Annotated in this window: 21 protein-coding genes and 2 tRNA genes; 11 read left to right on the forward strand and 12 right to left on the reverse strand. The window is 70.8% G+C overall.

Annotated features, from left to right (window positions below):
- Positions 1-45: 45 nt before the first annotated feature.
- From DP107_RS14120 to DP107_RS14130, 3 genes are all read right to left on the reverse strand, one after another.
- On the reverse strand, positions 46-795 hold the full coding sequence (locus DP107_RS14120) for a creatininase family protein (protein WP_144262788.1): 750 nt from the start codon (positions 793-795) through the stop codon (positions 46-48).
- 234 nt (positions 796-1,029) lie between these two features.
- Positions 1,030-2,967 carry an ABC transporter ATP-binding protein gene (locus DP107_RS14125; protein ID WP_144262789.1) on the reverse strand — a complete coding sequence of 646 codons (1,938 nt, stop codon included), beginning with the start codon at positions 2,965-2,967 and terminating at the stop codon, positions 1,030-1,032.
- A gap of 97 nt (positions 2,968-3,064) precedes the next feature.
- Positions 3,065-3,673 carry a DUF192 domain-containing protein gene (locus DP107_RS14130; protein WP_144262790.1) on the reverse strand — a complete coding sequence of 203 codons (609 nt, stop codon included), beginning with the start codon at positions 3,671-3,673 and terminating at the stop codon, positions 3,065-3,067.
- Between the two features lie 213 nt (positions 3,674-3,886).
- Between DP107_RS14130 and DP107_RS14135 the strand changes: the two genes are divergently transcribed.
- The 6 genes from DP107_RS14135 to DP107_RS14155 all read left to right on the forward strand — a co-directional run bounded on the left by DP107_RS14135 (position 3,887) and on the right by DP107_RS14155 (position 6,195).
- A tRNA-Val gene (locus DP107_RS14135) sits at positions 3,887-3,959 on the forward strand.
- Between the two features lie 364 nt (positions 3,960-4,323).
- On the forward strand, positions 4,324-4,449 hold the full coding sequence (locus DP107_RS21150) for a hypothetical protein (protein WP_272949850.1): 126 nt from the start codon (positions 4,324-4,326) through the stop codon (positions 4,447-4,449).
- Between the two features lie 64 nt (positions 4,450-4,513).
- Positions 4,514-4,587 (forward strand) — tRNA-Phe (locus DP107_RS14140).
- Positions 4,588-5,059: 472 nt separating this feature from the next.
- A complete protein-coding gene (locus tag DP107_RS14145; RefSeq protein ID WP_144262791.1) occupies positions 5,060-5,485 on the forward strand; it encodes an acyl-CoA thioesterase in 426 nt (141 codons plus the stop codon).
- Positions 5,486-5,675: 190 nt separating this feature from the next.
- Positions 5,676-5,924: a hypothetical protein gene (locus DP107_RS14150; RefSeq protein ID WP_144262792.1), complete on the forward strand. Its 249-nt coding sequence runs from the start codon at positions 5,676-5,678 to the stop codon at positions 5,922-5,924.
- The gene (locus DP107_RS14155; RefSeq protein WP_144262793.1) at positions 5,917-6,195 is read left to right on the forward strand and encodes a hypothetical protein; all 279 of its coding nucleotides are present in this window, start codon (positions 5,917-5,919) and stop codon (positions 6,193-6,195) included. Before DP107_RS14150 ends, DP107_RS14155 begins: the two co-directional genes overlap by 8 nt.
- 47 nt (positions 6,196-6,242) lie before the next feature.
- Here DP107_RS14155 and DP107_RS14160 read toward each other — a convergent pair whose 3' ends face one another.
- Positions 6,243-6,713: an amphi-Trp domain-containing protein gene (locus DP107_RS14160; RefSeq protein WP_238330886.1), complete on the reverse strand. Its 471-nt coding sequence runs from the start codon at positions 6,711-6,713 to the stop codon at positions 6,243-6,245.
- Between the two features lie 257 nt (positions 6,714-6,970).
- On the opposite strand from DP107_RS14160, the gene DP107_RS14165 reads away from it, so the two are divergent.
- Positions 6,971-7,864, forward strand: a complete 894-nt coding sequence (locus DP107_RS14165) for a winged helix-turn-helix domain-containing protein (protein ID WP_202877416.1) — start codon at positions 6,971-6,973, stop codon at positions 7,862-7,864.
- A gap of 59 nt (positions 7,865-7,923) precedes the next feature.
- On the opposite strand, the gene DP107_RS14170 is transcribed toward DP107_RS14165, so the two are convergent.
- Positions 7,924-8,673 carry an SDR family NAD(P)-dependent oxidoreductase gene (locus DP107_RS14170; RefSeq protein WP_185977322.1) on the reverse strand — a complete coding sequence of 250 codons (750 nt, stop codon included), beginning with the start codon at positions 8,671-8,673 and terminating at the stop codon, positions 7,924-7,926.
- 50 nt (positions 8,674-8,723) lie between these two features.
- Positions 8,724-9,239 carry a hypothetical protein gene (locus tag DP107_RS14175; protein WP_144262794.1) on the reverse strand — a complete coding sequence of 172 codons (516 nt, stop codon included), beginning with the start codon at positions 9,237-9,239 and terminating at the stop codon, positions 8,724-8,726.
- Between the two features lie 296 nt (positions 9,240-9,535).
- Between DP107_RS14175 and DP107_RS14180 the strand changes: the two genes are divergently transcribed.
- Complete coding sequence (locus tag DP107_RS14180; RefSeq protein ID WP_144262795.1) at positions 9,536-9,730, forward strand: cold-shock protein; 195 nt, start codon at positions 9,536-9,538, stop codon at positions 9,728-9,730.
- A 146-nt stretch (positions 9,731-9,876) separates the two neighbouring features.
- On the opposite strand, the gene DP107_RS14185 is transcribed toward DP107_RS14180, so the two are convergent.
- On the reverse strand, positions 9,877-10,620 hold the full coding sequence (locus DP107_RS14185) for a DUF429 domain-containing protein (RefSeq protein ID WP_144262796.1): 744 nt from the start codon (positions 10,618-10,620) through the stop codon (positions 9,877-9,879).
- 143 nt (positions 10,621-10,763) lie between these two features.
- Here DP107_RS14185 and DP107_RS14190 point away from each other — a divergent pair, with 143 nt between their 5' ends.
- Positions 10,764-11,204 carry a hypothetical protein gene (locus DP107_RS14190; protein WP_144262797.1) on the forward strand — a complete coding sequence of 147 codons (441 nt, stop codon included), beginning with the start codon at positions 10,764-10,766 and terminating at the stop codon, positions 11,202-11,204.
- Positions 11,205-11,329: 125 nt separating this feature from the next.
- Here DP107_RS14190 and surE read toward each other — a convergent pair whose 3' ends face one another.
- On the reverse strand, positions 11,330-12,265 hold the full coding sequence (surE, locus tag DP107_RS14195) for a 5'/3'-nucleotidase SurE (protein WP_144262798.1): 936 nt from the start codon (positions 12,263-12,265) through the stop codon (positions 11,330-11,332).
- Between the two features lie 78 nt (positions 12,266-12,343).
- The gene (locus DP107_RS14200; RefSeq protein WP_185977323.1) at positions 12,344-12,955 is read right to left on the reverse strand and encodes a TetR/AcrR family transcriptional regulator; all 612 of its coding nucleotides are present in this window, start codon (positions 12,953-12,955) and stop codon (positions 12,344-12,346) included.
- Positions 12,956-13,161: 206 nt separating this feature from the next.
- Between DP107_RS14200 and DP107_RS14205 the strand changes: the two genes are divergently transcribed.
- A complete protein-coding gene (locus DP107_RS14205; protein ID WP_144262800.1) occupies positions 13,162-14,685 on the forward strand; it encodes a winged helix-turn-helix transcriptional regulator in 1,524 nt (507 codons plus the stop codon).
- A gap of 16 nt (positions 14,686-14,701) precedes the next feature.
- On the opposite strand, the gene DP107_RS14210 is transcribed toward DP107_RS14205, so the two are convergent.
- Both DP107_RS14210 and DP107_RS14215 read right to left on the reverse strand, forming a co-directional pair.
- Positions 14,702-15,793 carry a molybdopterin-dependent oxidoreductase gene (locus tag DP107_RS14210; protein WP_144262801.1) on the reverse strand — a complete coding sequence of 364 codons (1,092 nt, stop codon included), beginning with the start codon at positions 15,791-15,793 and terminating at the stop codon, positions 14,702-14,704.
- Between the two features lie 24 nt (positions 15,794-15,817).
- On the reverse strand, positions 15,818-16,051 hold the full coding sequence (locus DP107_RS14215; RefSeq protein ID WP_144262802.1) for a hypothetical protein: 234 nt from the start codon (positions 16,049-16,051) through the stop codon (positions 15,818-15,820).
- A 416-nt stretch (positions 16,052-16,467) separates the two neighbouring features.
- Between DP107_RS14215 and DP107_RS14220 the strand changes: the two genes are divergently transcribed.
- Positions 16,468-16,650, forward strand: a complete 183-nt coding sequence (locus DP107_RS14220) for a hypothetical protein (RefSeq protein WP_144262803.1) — start codon at positions 16,468-16,470, stop codon at positions 16,648-16,650.
- Between the two features lie 20 nt (positions 16,651-16,670).
- Here the strand turns inward: DP107_RS14220 and DP107_RS14225 are convergent, their stop codons facing one another.
- Positions 16,671-16,904: a hypothetical protein gene (locus DP107_RS14225; RefSeq protein WP_144262804.1), complete on the reverse strand. Its 234-nt coding sequence runs from the start codon at positions 16,902-16,904 to the stop codon at positions 16,671-16,673.
- Between the last annotated feature and the right edge of the window lie 209 nt (positions 16,905-17,113).

Raw genomic sequence — 17,113 nt, forward strand, 5'->3', positions numbered from 1 at the left:
GGTCGACAGTACCGGCCAGTGCAGCCGGATGCGGCTGGCTTCCGCCTAATTCGGCCCGTCGTCGACTCCCCACTCCCGTTCGGCAAGAGCCGTCAGTACCCGGACGCAGGCGTCGGCCGCCGAGGTGAGCAACCGCTCGCCTTCCGCCGCCGTCGCGGGCGTGGGGTCCGCGAGGTTGCCGCTCTCCGAGAACTCGTCGAAGTCGTAGGCGAGGTTGGTGTCGTCGACGAAGACGCCGAACTCGTGGCCCGCGCCCGCGGCGGCCTCCTCGTAGCGGTCCTCGCGGACCAGTTCCGGCGCGAGATGGAGCATCATACTGGTCTCCGTCGGCCCGCCGTGCCCCAGTTCGAACTCCGGTGCGACCACGTCGAACCAGGTGAACGGTACCGCGTAGCAGTCGCCGTCCCGGGTCAGGCGGGCACAGACCTCCCGGAGCGCGCCCGTGTTCCCGCCGTGGCCGTTGACGACCACTACGCGGTCGAAGCCGTGGTGCGCGAGCGACCGGCAGACGTCGGCGACGTACGACCGGAAGGTGTCCTCGGACACCCAGAGGCTCCCGTCGAAGGCGCGGTGCTCCTCGGCAACGCCGACGGGGACCGCCGGGGCGACGACCGGGTCCTCGCCGTGCTCGTCGGCGTAGCGCTCGGCGGCCGCCTCGGCGATGGCCTCGGCGCTGGCCATGTCGACACCCAGTGGCGCGTGCGGCCCGTGCTGCTCGGTCGACCCGACCGGGAGGAGTGCGAGGTCGGTGTCGGCGTCGCGGATATCGGTCCAGGTGTGTTCATCGAGGTTCATGGCCCATGGTGGGACCGCGGGCGGCTAATAGGCGGGTGGTCGCCTCTCGCCGAGTCCCGGGGCGAGCTTTTTCCTGAACGTTTTTGCACGGCGGGTCGGCCAGGAGCGCCGTTCGGGAGAGCGGAACTCTCCAATGGTCGGCGAATCGAAGATTCGCCTCGACATCAGAAATCCTCGATTCCGAGGACGGCGAAGCCGGCGCACGAGCCGACCCGCCGCGCAGAAAAGCCCCCGCTAGTCGTCGCTCTCGACCGTCGCCCGGCGCTCGGCGGCCCGCTCGACGAACTCGTCGGGGAGTTCGTCGATTTCGCCGGCCTGCACACCCCAGAGGTGGGCGTACAGTCCGTCGTCGTCGATGAGGTCGTCGTGGGTGCCGCGTTCGACGACGCGGCCGTCCTCCACCACGACGATCTGGTCGGCGTCCTTGATGGTGGAGAGGCGGTGAGCGATGGCGAACGTGGTCCGGTCCGCGGTCAGCCGGTCCAGCGAGCGCTGGATGAGCATCTCCGTCTCCGTGTCCACGTCGCTGGTCGCCTCGTCGAGCACGAGGATCTCGGGGTCCTTGAGGATGGCCCGGGCGATGGCGATTCGCTGGCGCTGACCGCCCGAGAGCTTCACGCCCCGCTCGCCGACCTCCGTGTCGTATCCATCCGGCAGGTTGGTGATGAAGTCGTGGGCCTCGGCGGCCTTCGCGGCCTCGACGATCGCCTCGCGCTCGGCGCCGAAGGTGCCGTACGCGATGTTCTCGGCGACGGTACCGTAGAACAGGAACGTCTCCTGGGAGACGTAGCCGACCCGCTCGCGCAGCGAGGTGATGGTCACGTCCCGGAGGTCCTGTCCGTCGACGGCGATCGACCCCTCGTCCACGTCGTACATCCGGAGCAGTAGTTTCAGCAGCGTCGACTTCCCGGCGCCGGTCGGGCCGACCAGCGCGACCGTCTCCCCGCCCCCGACTTCGAAGGAGACGTCCTCGACGATGGGCTCCTCGTCGTAGCTGAAGGTCACGTCGTCGTAGACGACGTTACCGTCCTCGACGCCCAGCTCGTCGGCGTCGGGGTTCTCGGCGATGCGGGATGGCTCATCCATCAGCCCGAAGATGCGTGCCGACGAGGCGTACGCCCGCTGGTACATGTTGATGATCTGCCCGAACTGGGCCATCGGCCAGATGAACCGCTGGGAGAGCAGGATGAAGACGACGAAGTCACCGGGGCTGAGCGTCCCGCTGAAGAACAGCGGCGCCGTCCCGGTGGCCTGGGAGGTGAGTACCCAGACGCCACCCAGCAGGAAGGTGGCGACGAAGCCGACGCCCGCCATGATGCGCAGTCCGGGGAAGAACTTGATGCGCGTGTCGATGGCGTCCCAGTTGGCGTCGAAGTAGTCCTGGGAGACGTCATCCACACGGTCGGACTCGTAGGCCTCCGTGTTGGCCGTCTTGATGACCTGGATGCCGCCGAGGTTGTTCTCCAGCCGGGAGTTCACCTGGCCCACGGACGAGCGGACATCGGTGTACTTCGGCTGGATCGTCCTGATGAACTGGTAGGTGAAGACGGCCAGCGCCGGGACGATGAACAGCGTCACCATGGCGAGCTGCCAGTTGATCCAGAGCAGGATGGCGGCGATGCCGACGACCATCACGCCCAGCCGGAACGCGGAGTTCATCCCGTCGTTGAGGAACCGCTCCAGCCGGTTGACATCGTTCGAGAGGATGGACATCATCTCGCCGGTCTGCTTGCCGGCGAAGAAGTCCATGTTCAGCCGCTGCATCTTGTCGTAGGTGTCGGTCCGAATCTCGTGCTGGATATGCTGGGCGAAGGAGTTCCACCCCCAGTTCCGGGAGTAGTGGAAGGCGGCGCCGCCGAAGAAGGCGACCCCGATGAGGGCCACCGTCAGGTAGAGCTGGCCCGTCTCCGTGGTCGGGAGCCAGGCGTCCGGGACGAACAGCAGGCGGTACTCACGGTCGGCGGTCTGCGAGAAGATCGCGTCGACGGCCAGTCCGAGCAGCAGCGGCGGCAGCAGGTCCAGCACCCGTGCGACGATGCTGGAGGTCACGCCGATGACGAACGCGAGGGTGTTGTCGGCGCCGTACTCACCGAACAGCCGGCGCATCGGGTTCTCCGCGTTCTCCCGCTGCTCCTCGAACGGGTCGTCCTCCTCTGCGGGAGCAACGTCCATTACCGTATGGTCGGGGCCTGCGCCGAATAAGCGTTCCCTGAAACTGATACACGTTGACAGGCCGACACGTTCCGGGACGGGCGTGCTCGACCGCCGATCACCGCTCGTACCCCTCGATACGGACCTCGTCGCCGACGCTGACGTTGTGCCGGGTCGTCCACTCGTAGTTCACCTCGAGGACGTACTGGCCGTAGCCCGGATACTCGTAGTCGTTGCCGTCGGCGCCCTCCGGGGGCTCCTCGGCGTGGTGGATGCGCGTGATGGTGCCGTCGGCGTCGATGTAGACGATATCGATGCCGAAGCTCATTCCACGCATCACGTACGTGTGGTTGCCGGGCTCGTCGTAGGGGAACAGCATGCCGCGGTCCGCGGGCAGGTAGTCGGTCTCGGAGAGGCCGGTGTACTTCTGCTGGTAGCTCTCGGCGACCGCCGCACGGATCCGGCCGAGCTCCGTCCCGTTCCCGTCGGTCACGACGACCGTCGCGCGCTCGTAGTCGGAGTTGACCGGCGTCGAGGAGCCAGCCGGGGTACCATCGCCCGGGGCACCGTCGCCCGGAGCGCCGTCGTCCGGCGTGGCCGTCGAGTTCGGCGGGTTGTAGCCGTCCGTCGTCAGGAACGGCGCGACGAGCCCCTGGACGCCGACGGTCAGCACCGCCACGACCAGCCCGCCCAGCACGACCGCCAGCGCCACGCGGCGGGTGTCCATGACCGCCCGGTAGGGGCGAGCACGGACTAAGCGTTGCGGGAGCGCGGACGGAGCGGGAGACCGCACCGGGGGCGAGTTCGTGGCGTACGTTCGTCCGATGTCCAAAAAGTCGCGAGTAATCGACGAACGGAGGACAGAACCGCGTAATCGGTTCGCTCCGGCGGTGTGCTGGAAGGCAAGCGTTATTCCGGTCGCCCGTTGAGTCGCGGGTGCGGGGCCGTGGTCTAGTGGTCATGACGCTTCCCTTACAAGGAAGAGGTCGGTGGTTCAAATCCGCCCGGCCCCACTGAGAACCCGCGAGCGGAGCGAGCGGTGTTCGACGCGTCCGGCGATTTGAACCCCGTCACGAGCGACCGGCGGGAGCGAAGTGACGATGGTTCAAATCCGCCCGGCCCCACTGAGAATCCGCAAGCAGAGCGAGCGGTGTTCAACGCGTCCGGCGATTTGAACCGGAGAGTGAAGCGGAGGGGAACGACCGTGGTTCAAATCCGCCCGGCCCCACTGAGAGCCCGCGAGCAGGGCGGGACCCCGTCCCGCTTGCAGTCGGCGCGCAGCGCCGATGACGACGGCGAGCGGAGTCGGACCGACTGCTCTACCGCCTCCGGTCGAACGGGCACAAACCGTATATCCACCCCCGAGTAACGGGGGATATGTCGAGTCAGGCGGGGTCGGACTGCCCGGAGTGTGGCGGACAACTGGTCTCCGAGGACGGCATGGAGTACGTCTGCCGGGACTGCGACCGGCGGTTCGACTCGGCGGACGTGTTCCTCATCTGAGGCCGGCGCAGTGACGGGGTTTCGACACCCTTTTATACGGAATCGTCCTGAATGGCGGTTGCACGCCGCCTTAGCTCAGCCTGGGAGAGCACTCGACTGAAGATCGGGCTGTCCCCCGTTCAAATCGGGGAGGCGGCACTCCTTGGGTGAACGCGGTGAACCGAAGAGTGCCAACGACGCGATTTGAGCCTGGAAGTCGCAGCCCGGGAGCGCAACGCAGTGAGTACCCCGGACCGTCTTCCTCCGTTCAAATCGGGGAGGCGGCATCCTGCCGCGGTTCGCTCCGCATCGATCGGACAGCGACGGGAATCGGCGACGGACCGAAGTGCTATCGGACGTTCCGACGTGGGCCGGTAGCGGTTCCCGCCCGTCGCACCGGATGTGGCGGATGCCCGTCCCGGTCGGGCCGGCCTCGGGGCGTGCTGCCCGTCGGGCGGCTCGGACAGACCGGGGTACTGCCGGTCGGGCGCGCGGGGTTCGGCCGTCGTGTCCGTCCGCTCCCCCCGGCTGACGGGGGCGGTCCTCCGTGAGGAACGGGGCTGATGTCCCCTGGCGGGAGCGGCGCCCGCGTCGGGCCAACAGTTACGACTCACGGGCGGATAGTCGGAGCATGCCCTGTGAAACGACGGTGCAGGTGACCTGGGGTGACACCGACGCCGGCGGACTCATCTACTTCCCCCGGTTCTTCCACTTCGTGGTCGTCGGGCTGAACGACTACTTCCGGCCGGCCGACGACCACCTCATGGAGACGCTCCGTCGGGACGGCCACACGCTGCCGGCCGTCGACGCCACGGCGACCTTCGAGCGGCCGTTGCGGGCCGGCGGGACCGCACGGGTCGAGACCACAGTGACTGCCGGTGAGACCTCGCTGACCGTCGAGTTTACCGTCCGGGACGAGGACGGTCAGCGGGCCGCATCCGGTGAGGTGCGTTTCGTGCTCGTCGATGGTCAGTTCGAGCCAACCCCGCTTCCCGACCGGGTCCGTGAGTGTGTCCGTGAGCGCGGGGACGGGACCACGGCCGGGGCCGATGGCTGAGCCCGAACCGCGACCCGTCGGACGCCGCTACCGACACCGACAGCGGGGAACCGACATCACAGCTCTCCACGCTCCTGATGGTCCCGTCCACGCCACGTCGGCGAGCGTTCGCCATCACAGCCGCCCCGTCCAGTCAGCCCCGTTCCGAGGTATTAAACGGAGCGCAACATTACCTCGGGTACGAACTCCAATGAGCACGAACCCGATAGAGGCCGTCGAGCGGCTCGATCTCGACACCCGCATCCAGTACGGCATGATGTTCCTGTTCGGCGGGCTCTGTCTGGCTGCGGCCGTCTCGCCCCTCGAACTGCTCGTCAAGGCGGTCCTCGTCGCCGCGCTGTTCGGGTTCACCGCCGGACTGTGGGTTGCCCATCTCGTCCAGATCGTCCAGGGTGCGGTCGCACGGAACCAGGTCGCCAACACCGTCGCCGATGAGTGACGCGGTCGAGGAGGAGGAGGCGGGGGCGGAACCGGAGCAGCCGGCCTTCCTCAAGAGCATCGAGTTCCTCACCGGCGAGGACCCGAACGCCGGGTCGTTCCTGCTCGTCGTCGGCGTCGTCACCTGCGTGTTCATCGCCGTCTTCCAGTTCACCCTGCCGAAGCCGATCTCGCTCCTGATGACGGCGCTCGTCGTCGTCGTCGCTATCATCAGCTTCATGATGGGCGCGATACTCGACATCGTCGGGTATTTCGATACGGGCGGCGTCTGAGTCGTCCGGTCGCCAGCCGCGACTCAGACGGCCCGTTCCGGGTCAGCTTATCGGATCTCCGGTGCCTCGTCGCCGACCCGACCCGGAATCTCGACTTCGATCTCTAGCTCCGGCTCGTCCATCCCCTCGTATTCGATCTCCAGCTCGACGGGTTCACCGAAGGCGAAGGGGAGTTCCCAGGCCTCGTCGCCGCTCTCGTCGACGACGGTGAGTTCGTCCGCGTCCTGTAGCTGCTCGCCCAGTCGGACGAGAAACGCGCCGACATCGGCGGCGCTCAGGCGGTACTCCTGCTCGAAGTCGCGCCCCTGGTGGATGACCGTTCGGTCCTCTGACGCCGTGTCGGTGTCCTGCTGTTCGGTGGACATGCGAACGACGGTACGGTCCCCAAGGAGGAAAGCACCACGTTGGGGAGCGGCCCCCCACCGACGCTCAGAGGTGGCCCCGTCGTCGCCGACCGCGAACGAGCCGGCACGGGTGCCGACCACGTCGAGCAGCGCCCGGTCGGTGTCGACCGGCATCCGCCGGTCGCCCGTCCCGACCGCGAGCTCGGTCGGGCCGGCGATGCCGCCGACGCCGGCGAAGACGGCGCCTCTACCGCTCGTCTATCGCACTCCACACAGGAACCGGGAGGTGCTATCGGGGCACGCCCGGACGGTCGAGCCCGTCAGCTGAGGAGACAGATACCGATTCGCCTGGGCTGGGGCTGCGTCGCGGGGGACCTGCACGCCCCGGGGCGGTCCCAAGGCATTAGCGCCCGGCCGATGGAGGTCGGAGCATGGCTGGTGACGCGCCGATGGACCAGCGGGCGCCCGCCGACGCCTTCGCGCTCGTGGGCAACGAGACGCGTGCGGAGATCCTCCGGGTGCTGGGGGAGGAGCCGTGGGCGGGGCTCTCCTTCTCGGAGCTGCGGTCGCGGGTCGACCCGGATCTGGACAGCGGCCAGTTCAACTACCACCTCCAACAGCTGGTCGGACAGTTCGTCCGGCACACGGACGACGGCTACGAGATGCGGCCCGCCGGGGTCACCCTCTACCGGACCATCCGTGCGGGGACCTTCAGCCGGACGGCCACCGTCGAGCCGTTCGAGGCCGGGTTCGACTGCTACTTCTGCGGGTCGACGGTCGAGGCCAGCTACGAGGACGGCATCTTCCATCTCCGGTGTCCGGGGTGCGAGCACGTCTACTCGCACACGATGGCGCCGCCCAGCGCCGTCGAGGGCGTCGCCCGCGAGGAGCTGCTCGCCCGGATCGACCAGTACAACCGCCACACCATGCTGGCGTTCGCCCGCGGGGTCTGTCCCGTCTGCGTCCACGGCGTCGACCGCGAGTTCATCCCCGGCGAGTCGGCCTGGTCGGAGGGGGCCGAACGGTTCGACCTCTTCGTCCGACACACCTGCGGCTACTGCGGCAACCGGCACTTCATGAGCGTCGGGCTGGCGCTCCTGTACCGGCCGCTCGTCGTCTGCTTCTTCCACGGGCGCGGGCTGGACGTGACCAGCGCGCCCCACTGGGAACTCGAGTTCGCCATGACCGACCGGGACGTGACCGTCCGCTCGCGGGACCCCTGGGAGGTCGCCCTGGAGACGACCTGCGACGGCGACCGCCTGGAGCTCGTCGTCGATGAGACCCTCGGACTGGTCGAGCAGCGGGTCGTGTCCGACGTGGAGTGACCGGGAGAGCCGCGTACCCCCGGAAGCGGCGGGACAGCGGTCGGAGGGGCCGGCCGGGACTACGGCTGGTCCGTCGGCCGTATCATGAGCTCGTTGACGCTGACGTGGCGGGGCTGGCCGACCGCGTAGAGCACGCCGGCGGCGATGTCCTCGGGCCGGAGCGCGTCCATCGACTCGACCCACCCCTCGATGCGCCGTTTCACCTCCTCATCGGGGATATGCTCCTGGAGCTCCGTCTCCACGGCCCCCGGTTCGATGACCGTCGTCCGGACGCCGTTCCCGGTCTCCTCCTTCCGGAGGGCGTCGGTGAAGCCGTTGACGCCCCATTTGGTGGCGTTGTAGCCGGCCGCGGTCTCGCTGGTGGTCCGGCCCGCGACGGAGGAGACCTGCACGAGGTCGCCACCGCCGCGCAGGTGCGGGAGCGCGGCCTTGCTGGCGTACATCAGCGCGGAGAGGTTCACGTCGACCATCGTCTCCCAGTCGTCCGGGTCGGCGTCGGCCACCTGCTGGAGCAGCATCACGCCGGCGTTGTTCACGAACACGTCGAGGTCGCCGAACGCGTCGACGGTCCCCTCGATGAGGGCGTCGACGGCCGCACGGTCGGTCACGTCGGTCGGAACGGCCAGCGCCTCGCCGGGCCCGTCCGCGACGTCGGCGGCCAGCGACTCCAGTCGCTCCGCGCGCCGGGCCGCCAGCGCCACCGACATCCCCTCGTCGGCCAGCGCCCGGGCGGTCGCGGCGCCGATTCCCGAGGACGCACCGGTCACGACGGCTACCTCTCCCGTCAGGTCGCGTGTCAACGAACGCATGGACGAACCGACGGCCGGCGGGCGTATCAAACTGCGCCGGCGAGTCGGGGTCAGTACCGCACCACCGCGTCGAGGATGCCCGCGGTCTGCCCGACGCCGACGAGGGCGAGGCCGGCGACGAGCGCGCGCGAACCGCCGCCGAACAGGCCGGCGGCGTAGACGGCGGCGCCCACGAGCGAGAGCCCGCCCGCCGCGAGGTAGACGTACGGGGCATCGGTGGCGTCCATCTCGCGTCCGGTCTCGGCGAGCGCCACGCCGGGCAGCACCATCCAGCCGCCGACGGCCAGGACGAGCCCCACCTGCCCGATGGTGGGGACGGCGAGACCGACCAGTCCGGCGGCGGTGAGCGGCACGCCCGCGGCGACGACCGTCCACCAGACGGAGAGGACGCCGTCACGCATATCGCTGTACGAGAGCGTCGCGAACGCGACGAGCAGGACCGTCATCACGCCGTGGGCGATGAGCAGCGTCCGGGTGGTCACCCGGCCGACGTGCGCGGCGATGACGACCAGCCACGCGGCGGGGACCAGCAGCGCCGGGCCGTTCTCGCGGAACCTGCGGAGCACGACCGTCACTGTGCCCGGCGGGGAGGAAAGCGATGCGGTCTCCGGCACCGGGTCACGGCCGCGTGCGATGTCCGGGCCGCCCCGGCACCGTGGGTCGCGTGGGGGCCGCGACCGGGCTGGCGACGCGGGCACACCCGACGGATGGCGGCAGCCGGCGCGGCATGTCCCGGGCGATATCGACGGAGGGCGGCCGTAAGCGCGGGCCGCGCGCGGCCGACGCCACCGCCCGTGTGAGCCGCTATCGTGGTCTTTCCCGTCTCGGAAGGGTTATACGTCGCCTGCCCCCGTCTTGGGGTATGGCAACTGGACAAGTTGATTTCTTCAACGACACCGGCGGCTACGGTTTCATCGAGACTGACGAAGCGGACGACGACGTGTTCGTCCACATGGACGACGTCGAGGGACCTGATCTCGAGGAGGGCGAGGAGCTCGAGTTCGAGATCGTCGAGACCGACAAGGGGCCGCGCGCGCAGAACCCGCGCCGCGTCTGAACGGCGACTCCGTCGCACCGTAGTACACCTTCTCCGTATTTTCACCTCGCAAGCGGCGGCGCCGCGGTTCGGGGCCGCGCTCGCCGCATAGCCGCCGCTGAACGGTCACGAGCGGTCGGGTTCGTCGGCGACCGGCGGACCACGGCTCAGTCGAGCGGCTCGGGGGCGCGGTAGTGGATAGCCATCGGGAGTCCCTCCTCGTCGGTCGGCGGGTCCGGGGGGAGCGACCGGAGTTCGCCTGTGCCCGGTCGGGCGGTGTAGGCCAGCGCGAGCGCGTCCAGCACGTCGTGGACGGTGACGCGGGCGTCGCCGGCGGCCGCCGCGGCGGACTGGACCGCGGGCGGGGCGTCGCGGTCGAACTCCGCCAGCGCGCGCATCCGCTCGGCGTAGCCGCCGGCGGTCGACCGCGCGTGCTCCGGCGGCGCGCCCGCGAACGCGGTGAAGCAGACCTCCGGATGTGACTCGGCCACCAGGCCGCGGGCCTCGGGCACCTCGCCGAGGAGGTCGTCCAGCGCGGCGGCGGCGTCGGCCAGCTCGAACGCCCGCTCGGAGAGGTCGCGCCCGGTCACCCGCTCGTGGACCCGGGCGGCGGCCGGGTAGCGCCGCTTGCGCGCAGCCTCGCGGACGGGCGGGTCGGCCACGACGTGCCCGCGCTCGCCGAGGGCGACTCGCGCCCGCTCGTCGCACTCGCGCGCCCCCGCCGCACCCGCGGACCCGATCGGGGCACCGACCAGGATGCGCGCCGCACGCTCCTCGTGGTGGGTCCAGCAGGCCCCCATCCCCGCGTGGGCGCCAGCACTGGCGAACCCGTCGCCGTCGAGCGCGGCCGCGAACCAGCCCTCGCCGTCGCTCGGCACCGCGCCGACGTAGAGCGAGCGGGGCCCGGTCATACCTCCCGGTCGGTCGTCCCCCGACGAAAACCCTCCGTCGGCGTCGGCCGCGCGTCGGACGGCGGCCGGCCGACCCCGCGCGGCGTGGGACGCCCGTCTGACGCGGGTTGATATGCCGTGCCATCCAACGCGGTGCTCGCGCCATGCCGCCCCGTTCCGAGCCCCCGGAGCCGCTCGCGGCCGGCTACAGCGGCCGGCTCGGGCGCCGGCTGCTGCGGGTTCGCCGGCTTGGACGTCGGCTGCGTGGGCGCTGTCGCCGGCTGTTCCGGCGGCGGGTCGGCTCCACGCGGACGTTTCCGCCCGACCCCACGGACATGCGGCTGGCCTATGGCTACCGGCGGCTGCTGCTGGGGACCGTCGCCTGCCTGCTGCTGGCCCGGCTCGCGACCCGCGTGTTCGCGATGGAACTGTTCCGGGACCACATCACCTGGACGGCCACGACGGTGCTCGCGTCCAACGTGGGGGTTAGCCTGGCCGGGCTGTGTGGGTTCCTCGCCGCCCGGTGCTGCTGGCGCTGGTCGCGCCGGGCGGCCGTCCGGTTCGGGGCGCTCATCGACGCCGTCGCCGAGTCCCGGCGGTTGTGAGACGACCGGGGTCGCCGGGGCGTTAGCCGGGGTTCGCGTTGTACTCGCCATCTACGGCCTGGAACCCGGCGATGATCCCGAGAAGTGAGCGATATCTCGGATACGATGGACTCCCGGCCGGGACCTCAGTTCCCGTCGAACCGCCAGTCGGCGGCCAGGGCGTCGAGGGCCTCGTGGCTGCTGACGCCGTGGGGGGCCGTCAGCGGTGTCACCGACACGTCGCCCGCGAGGATGGCGTGCCGGTCGGACGCCTCGGGGTAGTCCGCGGGGTCGTGGGCCGGGAGGTCCGGCGGGTTGTCCAGCCCGAGGTCCGCCTCGACGCCGGCGGAGGCCCAGAACGTGTTCCGGAACCGGAACCGGTCGCCGTCGCGCTCGATGCGGGTGTCGTAGTCGGTCAACGGTTGCGTGACGCGCATCTCGACGCCGGCTTCCGGGGCGATGGCGGGGGCGTTCACGTTGAGGAAGCCGACGCGGTCGGTGGTGGTGTCCGGCCCGTCCACCTCGCCGTCGGTCGCCTCGGCGGCGCCGAAGCCGGCGAACCCCTCGAAGACGGCGGTCTCCAGCGCGCTGGTCACGAGATGCTCGGTCGCTGCCGCGGGCAGCGCGTAGTCCGCGGGGTCGTCCGGGTCCGGCAGGAACCCCGTCGGGTCGTACGCGGAGACGGCGACTGCGGGTGTCCCGAGGAAGGCGGCCTCGACGGCCGCGGCGACGGTGCCGGAGTGGCCGAGGATGTAGGCGTCGAAGTTGGGGCCGACGTTGCAGCCCGAGACCACCAGGTCCGGCCGGTCGTCCAGCCCCCGGAGCCCGAAGGCCGCGCAGTCCGCCGGCGTCCCGTCGACGGCGTACGTGTCCGGGCCGCGACGGGTCACCTCGACGGCGTCCGAACGCTGCCGCCCGACACCGCTGTGGTCCGTCGTCGGCGCGACGACGGTCACCCGCGCGCGGTCCGCGAGCGTCCCCCGGAGCGCCTCGAGGCCGGGGCTGTCGATGCCGTCGTCGTTCGTCAGGAGGAGGTGCGGCCGGTCGTCGGCTTCAGCGGAGTCGGATGCGGGCGCGTCCACGACAGGACCGGGGAGCGGGGCGGTATTGAACCCGCCGGCTCAGTCGCCGGGTTGTGGCGCTCCGGGAGCCGCGGGCCGTCAGGCGCGGAGCCGTTCGATGACGTCGTCCAGCGCGCGATGGGCCGTCGCGCTGTCGCGGTCGGTGGTCAGTCGGCGGACCGTGGTCCCGGTCGCCAGCGAGTAGAGCGTCTCCGCGACGAACTCGGGGTCGGCGTCACGGAACCGGTCCCGGGCGATACCCGCGCGGACGGCAGCGGCGAACTCCTTCTGGACCCGCTCGTCGAGTGCCTCGAACCGGCGGGCGAACCGCTCGTCGCGGGGCGCCCGCATCCGGAGTTCGAGCAGCGAGAGCCGGACGTCGTCCTCCGTTTCGGTCGGCTCCACCGGGACGAGCATCTCGAACGCGCTCCGCAGGCGCTCCTCCGCCCCGTCGGCGGGGTCGGCGCCCACCTCAGCCGCGAACTCCTCGACCAGCCAGTCGACGAAGTCGACCAGCAGGTCGTCCTTGGCATCGTAGTGGTAGTACAGCAGCGACTTCGACTTCGGGAACTCGTCGGCGATGGTCTGGATGGTCAGCTCGGCGTAGCCGTGCTTGCGAAGCGCCTCGTACGTCGCGTCCATGATCTCCGCTCTGGTCCCCTCCTCTGTCGGTCGGTCGGCCTCGCCGTCCTCGGCGGTCTGTCCGGTCATATCTGAGTCCTGCGTGGACATGGTGTTTCCACTTGACCGAACAAACAGTACGAGACGGAAAGGGGATTGTGGCGAAATCGTCCAAACGACCGGGGCGACGGCACCGCCGGCCTCGGGGTTGTATGCGCATCCAGTCGCATCAGCGGTTCCATGCCCAGTTACACCCGGCAATTTAAGTCCGCTGAGCGTGCTCTTGTACCAATCGCATGTCCTCTAGCGACCGGACCGGGGCGTCCACAGCCCTGGTCGCGGCCGTCGCCGCGTGGCTCCTGCTCGGAGCCGTCGCCGGCGCGCCCGCGATGGCGGCCAGCGACGCGGCCACGCTGGAGGACGACGACGGCCTGCTGAACGAGACAAGCGACACGGTCGACGACACCACCGATACGACAAACGAGACCGTCGACGACACCACCGACACCACGGAGGACACGACGGATACCGCCGAGGACACCGTCGACGACACCACCGACACCGCCGACACTACGGAGGACACGACGGACACCACCGGGGATACCGTCGACGACACCACCGACACGGTGACCGACGAGGTGGCCGAAACCACCGAGGAGACCGGGTCGGCGGTCGAGGACACGACGGCGGACGGCAACCTGACGACGGCCGTCGCCGACACGACTGCCGAGCTCGGCGAGTTCACCACCGAGCGGACGACCTCGCTCATCGGCGCGACCGGGACGGTGACCACGGACCTCGTCGGCACGGCCGGCGACACGACCGCGGCGCTGACGGGGGGCGGCGATCTCCTCGCGTCGACGGACACCGATACGGCGGAGAGCGACTCGGCGACGGCCCTGTCCGGTGGCTCCGACGACGGCGCGGTCGCCGCCGAGTTCGCCGCCCGCGATGGCGCGACGGACGAGGGCGCGAGCGACGACGTCGGCACCGGTGGGAGCGCCGACACCGGTGGGGACGACACCCCTGATACTGCGACCGCGAGCGGGGTGGAGGGCCTACTGACGCTGCTCGGTCTCGAGGACCTCCCGGTCGACGGCGACACCGCGGCCGGCGGAGCGCTGGCCGCGCTGCTGCTGGGCGCCGCGGGCATCGCCGTCCGTCAGGGGTCCGCCCTCGGCGGGACCGGCACCGGCACGACGGCGCTCCGGGCCGCGGCCGCGCGAGCCGGCGAGGGGCCCCTCTCCCGGCTGGCCCGGATGCTGTCGGTCTTCCGCTACTCCCGGTACGACGACTCCGACCCGCTGGAGCTGGACGCCCGCCGGGACGTCTACGAGGCCATCAGCGACCAGCCCGGCGACCCCATCACCGCGGTCAGCGACCGGGCGGAGATCAACCTCTCGACCGCGCGCCACCACGTGAAGGTGCTCCGGCGGGAGGGGCTGGTCGCGACCGCCCGGGTCCGCAACTGCGAGCGGTTCTACCCCGCCGGGACGGACGACCTCGAGCTGGCTGCCGCCATGGCCGACGAGGCCACCGCCGACATCCTCGACGCACTGGTCCGGCTGGAGCCGACCTCCGTCAGCGGGCTCGCCGACGAGGTCGACCGCTCGCCCTCGACCGTGACCCACCACCTCCAGAGGCTGGAGGAGGACGACATCGTCGTCCGCGAGCGGGCCGGCCGGGCCGTCGAGAACAAGCTCTCCGAGCCGGCCCGGGCAGCGCTGGACCCGGAGACCGAGCGCCGCCCGCACGCCGCCGAGCGGCGTCTGGACTCCGACCCCGGCACCGACGCCGCCTCCGGCGCGGGGGCGGACTGACCGGGCTCGCGTCCGGCTACTCCGACAGCCCGCTGGCGAAGATGGCGACCCACTCCCCGAGTTCGCGCCGGCGGGTGACCCGGACGGACTCGACCCACTTGACCCACTGGAAGCCGCGGCGCCCCGGTGCGACCAGCCGGAGCGGGAAGCCGTGGCCATGCGAGAGTCGCTCGTCGTCCACCGCGGTCGCCAGCAGCGCGCCGCGGGCCTCCTCGACGGGGAGCGACCACCGGTAGCCCGTGACCGAGCGGAACTGGACCCAGCGGGCGTCCCCCGTCGGTCCCGCGCGCTCGAGCAGGTCGGCCACGGGGACGCCGGCCCACTCGTGCTCGGAGTACCAGCCGCTGGTGCAGTCGATGACGGCCCGCCGCCGGCCGTCGGCCGACAGGTCGTCGTGGTCGAGCGTGAACGGGTCGGTCACCGCACCGCCGACCGAGAGCGACCACGTCCCCGGGTCGACGGGCTCGGGGTCGTCGGCGACCCACATCGTGACCGGGAAGCGGTTGCCGTCGTCACTGCCGCGCTCGCGGGAGCCGGTGAACCGGCGGCCCGCGCTGTCGGTCCCGAGCAGCCGGTTGACCGTCCGCTGGCTCCGCCACGCGACGGCCCCGGCCCCGACCAGCCCCGCGTACCGGAGCGCGTCCCGGCGGTCGGCCCCCTCGAGCGCGGCGGTCGGCGCGTGCAGCCGGTCGCGCAGGTGGAGCCACAGGACCGGGACGATGGCCACCCCCAGCAGGACGTGGAGCACGAGCAGCGCCAGTCCGCCGAGGTAGAGCGGGCCACCGAAGACGAACCAGAGGCCGGTCCCGAGCGTCCCGAGCACGAGACCCGCCAGCAGTACCGACAGTCCGACCGTCCCCGAGCGGGCCCGGATGCCGGCCCGGATCCGCGCGCGGACCCGGTAGAGCTTCACTGCGACCAGAACGACCAGTGACAGCCCCGCAACCCCGTGGACGACGAACAGCCAGGCGTCGCCGAGGCCGCCGGCGAACCCCGTCGCCAGCCCGGTCGTCAGGAGGACGACCACCGAGACGAACAGCGACCAGTCGACCAGCTCCGAGGACGGGGCGAGCGTCGCGAGCCGGGCGAAGCGGTCACCGCTGGACACACCGGTGGTACGCGACGCAGCGACTTAGCCCCCCGGGCGCTCGTGCCCGGTCGGCGCCGAGCCGCCACCACGCGCCCCCGGTGCGAGGGGCGGGCGGCCGCTCGGGTACGTCGTCGGCCCGACCGTCCGGGACGTGATGACCGGCGTCGTGCGGACGACCGGCCCCGACGCGACCGCCCAGGAGGTGACGGCGACGCTTCCTGACGCGGCCATCGGGTCGCTGGTCGTCCGCGACGGCCCGGGGGCGCCGGTCGGCATCACGACGACCGACCTGTCGAACTACCTGCCGCAGCCGGTGCGGAACCGACGCGCGTGGGCCGAGCGAGGGCGGCACCGCCCGCCGGCGGCACGACCACCGACGGGGACGAGGACTGGGAGTTCGGGCGGGCCCGGACACCGACGCGCTGGACGGGGAGACGGTGATGCCGGTGGCGCCACTGCCGACTGGGACGCTGGAGCGACCGGCGGACAACCGGTCGTCGCCTCCGGGCCGGTTCGGTTTGCCGATCGGGCCGATGGAATTATGTAGTGTGCAGTTCGTTCCCAAACCGGGGGAAACGGGAATGGGACTCAGACGCCTCTTCGGGCTGTGCGTAGCAGCGACAGGACTGGCGGTCGTCGTCTCGGCATCGCTACATCCACCCATGGCCGGGTGCCCGGGGTCGCCCGCCGATATGGAGGGGGTCACGCTCACGTCGATGATGGCGGTGGACTACTGCTTCGGCGACGGCCCCGTCTCCGACGCCAACGAGTGGTTTCTGCTGCTGAACGGGGTCGGTGTCAGCGCGTTCCTCGGCGGGCTATCGCTGGTTGCCTACCGGCGGCTGGTATCGTTCCACCGGTTCCTGTTCGGGTAGCCGCGTTCCGGGTCGACCGGTCACTCCTCGAGCTGCGCGGCGTTCCGGTCGTCACAGCAGTTGCGGAGCCGGCGGGTGGAGAAGGGGTCGAACGTCCGCGGGGCCCTCGCCGTCGCGAACGGGTCCTCCGTCTCGGTGACGGTCCAGGGGTCGCGCTCGGTCGCCGTCCGCTGGCCGGCGCGGGGTTCGGTCGGGGTGGTGGTCGTCTGGTTCGAGTTCGTCGTGTCGCGGGTGCGTGTGCGTTGGGTGCTCATGTGTCGGGGGCGGTGAGGTGGTCGTCGTCGGTACGGTCGGCCAGGAGGAGGGGGCTTATCGGACCCGTACACGTACGATGGTGAGCATCTACCGGTGTCGACAAGCCGAACCATAATGAAAGTTCCTGTTACTGTCCGCGTGTGGCGGCGCCACACCCGCCCCACCGGTCGACGGTCGGGAGCGTTACTCCCAAATCGGGGGCGTATCG

The organism is Haloglomus irregulare (assembly GCF_007421925.1).
Taxonomy (GTDB): Archaea; Halobacteriota; Halobacteria; order Halobacteriales; family Haloarculaceae; genus Haloglomus; species Haloglomus irregulare.

Excerpts from the sequence above, each read along its gene's own strand:
- DP107_RS14170 (WP_185977322.1), bottom strand. The coding sequence starts at position 8,673 with ATGCGTTCGTTGACACGCGACCTGACGGGAGAGGTAGCCGTCGTGACC.
- DP107_RS14165 (WP_202877416.1), top strand. The coding sequence starts at position 6,971 with ATGGCTGGTGACGCGCCGATGGACCAGCGGGCGCCCGCCGACGCCTTC.
- DP107_RS14160 (WP_238330886.1), bottom strand. The coding sequence starts at position 6,713 with ATGCCGGTCGACACCGACCGGGCGCTGCTCGACGTGGTCGGCACCCGT.
- DP107_RS14200 (WP_185977323.1), bottom strand. The coding sequence starts at position 12,955 with ATGACCGGACAGACCGCCGAGGACGGCGAGGCCGACCGACCGACAGAG.
- DP107_RS14145 (WP_144262791.1), top strand. The coding sequence starts at position 5,060 with ATGCCCTGTGAAACGACGGTGCAGGTGACCTGGGGTGACACCGACGCC.
- DP107_RS14155 (WP_144262793.1), top strand. The coding sequence starts at position 5,917 with ATGAGTGACGCGGTCGAGGAGGAGGAGGCGGGGGCGGAACCGGAGCAG.
- DP107_RS14125 (WP_144262789.1), bottom strand. The coding sequence starts at position 2,967 with ATGGACGTTGCTCCCGCAGAGGAGGACGACCCGTTCGAGGAGCAGCGG.
- DP107_RS14130 (WP_144262790.1), bottom strand. The coding sequence starts at position 3,673 with ATGGACACCCGCCGCGTGGCGCTGGCGGTCGTGCTGGGCGGGCTGGTC.
- DP107_RS14190 (WP_144262797.1), top strand. The coding sequence starts at position 10,764 with ATGCCGCCCCGTTCCGAGCCCCCGGAGCCGCTCGCGGCCGGCTACAGC.
- DP107_RS14225 (WP_144262804.1), bottom strand. The coding sequence starts at position 16,904 with ATGAGCACCCAACGCACACGCACCCGCGACACGACGAACTCGAACCAG.
- DP107_RS14150 (WP_144262792.1), top strand. The coding sequence starts at position 5,676 with ATGAGCACGAACCCGATAGAGGCCGTCGAGCGGCTCGATCTCGACACC.
- DP107_RS14205 (WP_144262800.1), top strand. The coding sequence starts at position 13,162 with ATGTCCTCTAGCGACCGGACCGGGGCGTCCACAGCCCTGGTCGCGGCC.
- DP107_RS14180 (WP_144262795.1), top strand. The coding sequence starts at position 9,536 with ATGGCAACTGGACAAGTTGATTTCTTCAACGACACCGGCGGCTACGGT.
- DP107_RS14120 (WP_144262788.1), bottom strand. The coding sequence starts at position 795 with ATGAACCTCGATGAACACACCTGGACCGATATCCGCGACGCCGACACC.
- DP107_RS14185 (WP_144262796.1), bottom strand. The coding sequence starts at position 10,620 with ATGACCGGGCCCCGCTCGCTCTACGTCGGCGCGGTGCCGAGCGACGGC.
- DP107_RS21150 (WP_272949850.1), top strand. The coding sequence starts at position 4,324 with ATGTCGAGTCAGGCGGGGTCGGACTGCCCGGAGTGTGGCGGACAACTG.
- DP107_RS14220 (WP_144262803.1), top strand. The coding sequence starts at position 16,468 with ATGGAGGGGGTCACGCTCACGTCGATGATGGCGGTGGACTACTGCTTC.
- DP107_RS14215 (WP_144262802.1), bottom strand. The coding sequence starts at position 16,051 with ATGCCGACCGGCGCCCCCGGGCCGTCGCGGACGACCAGCGACCCGATG.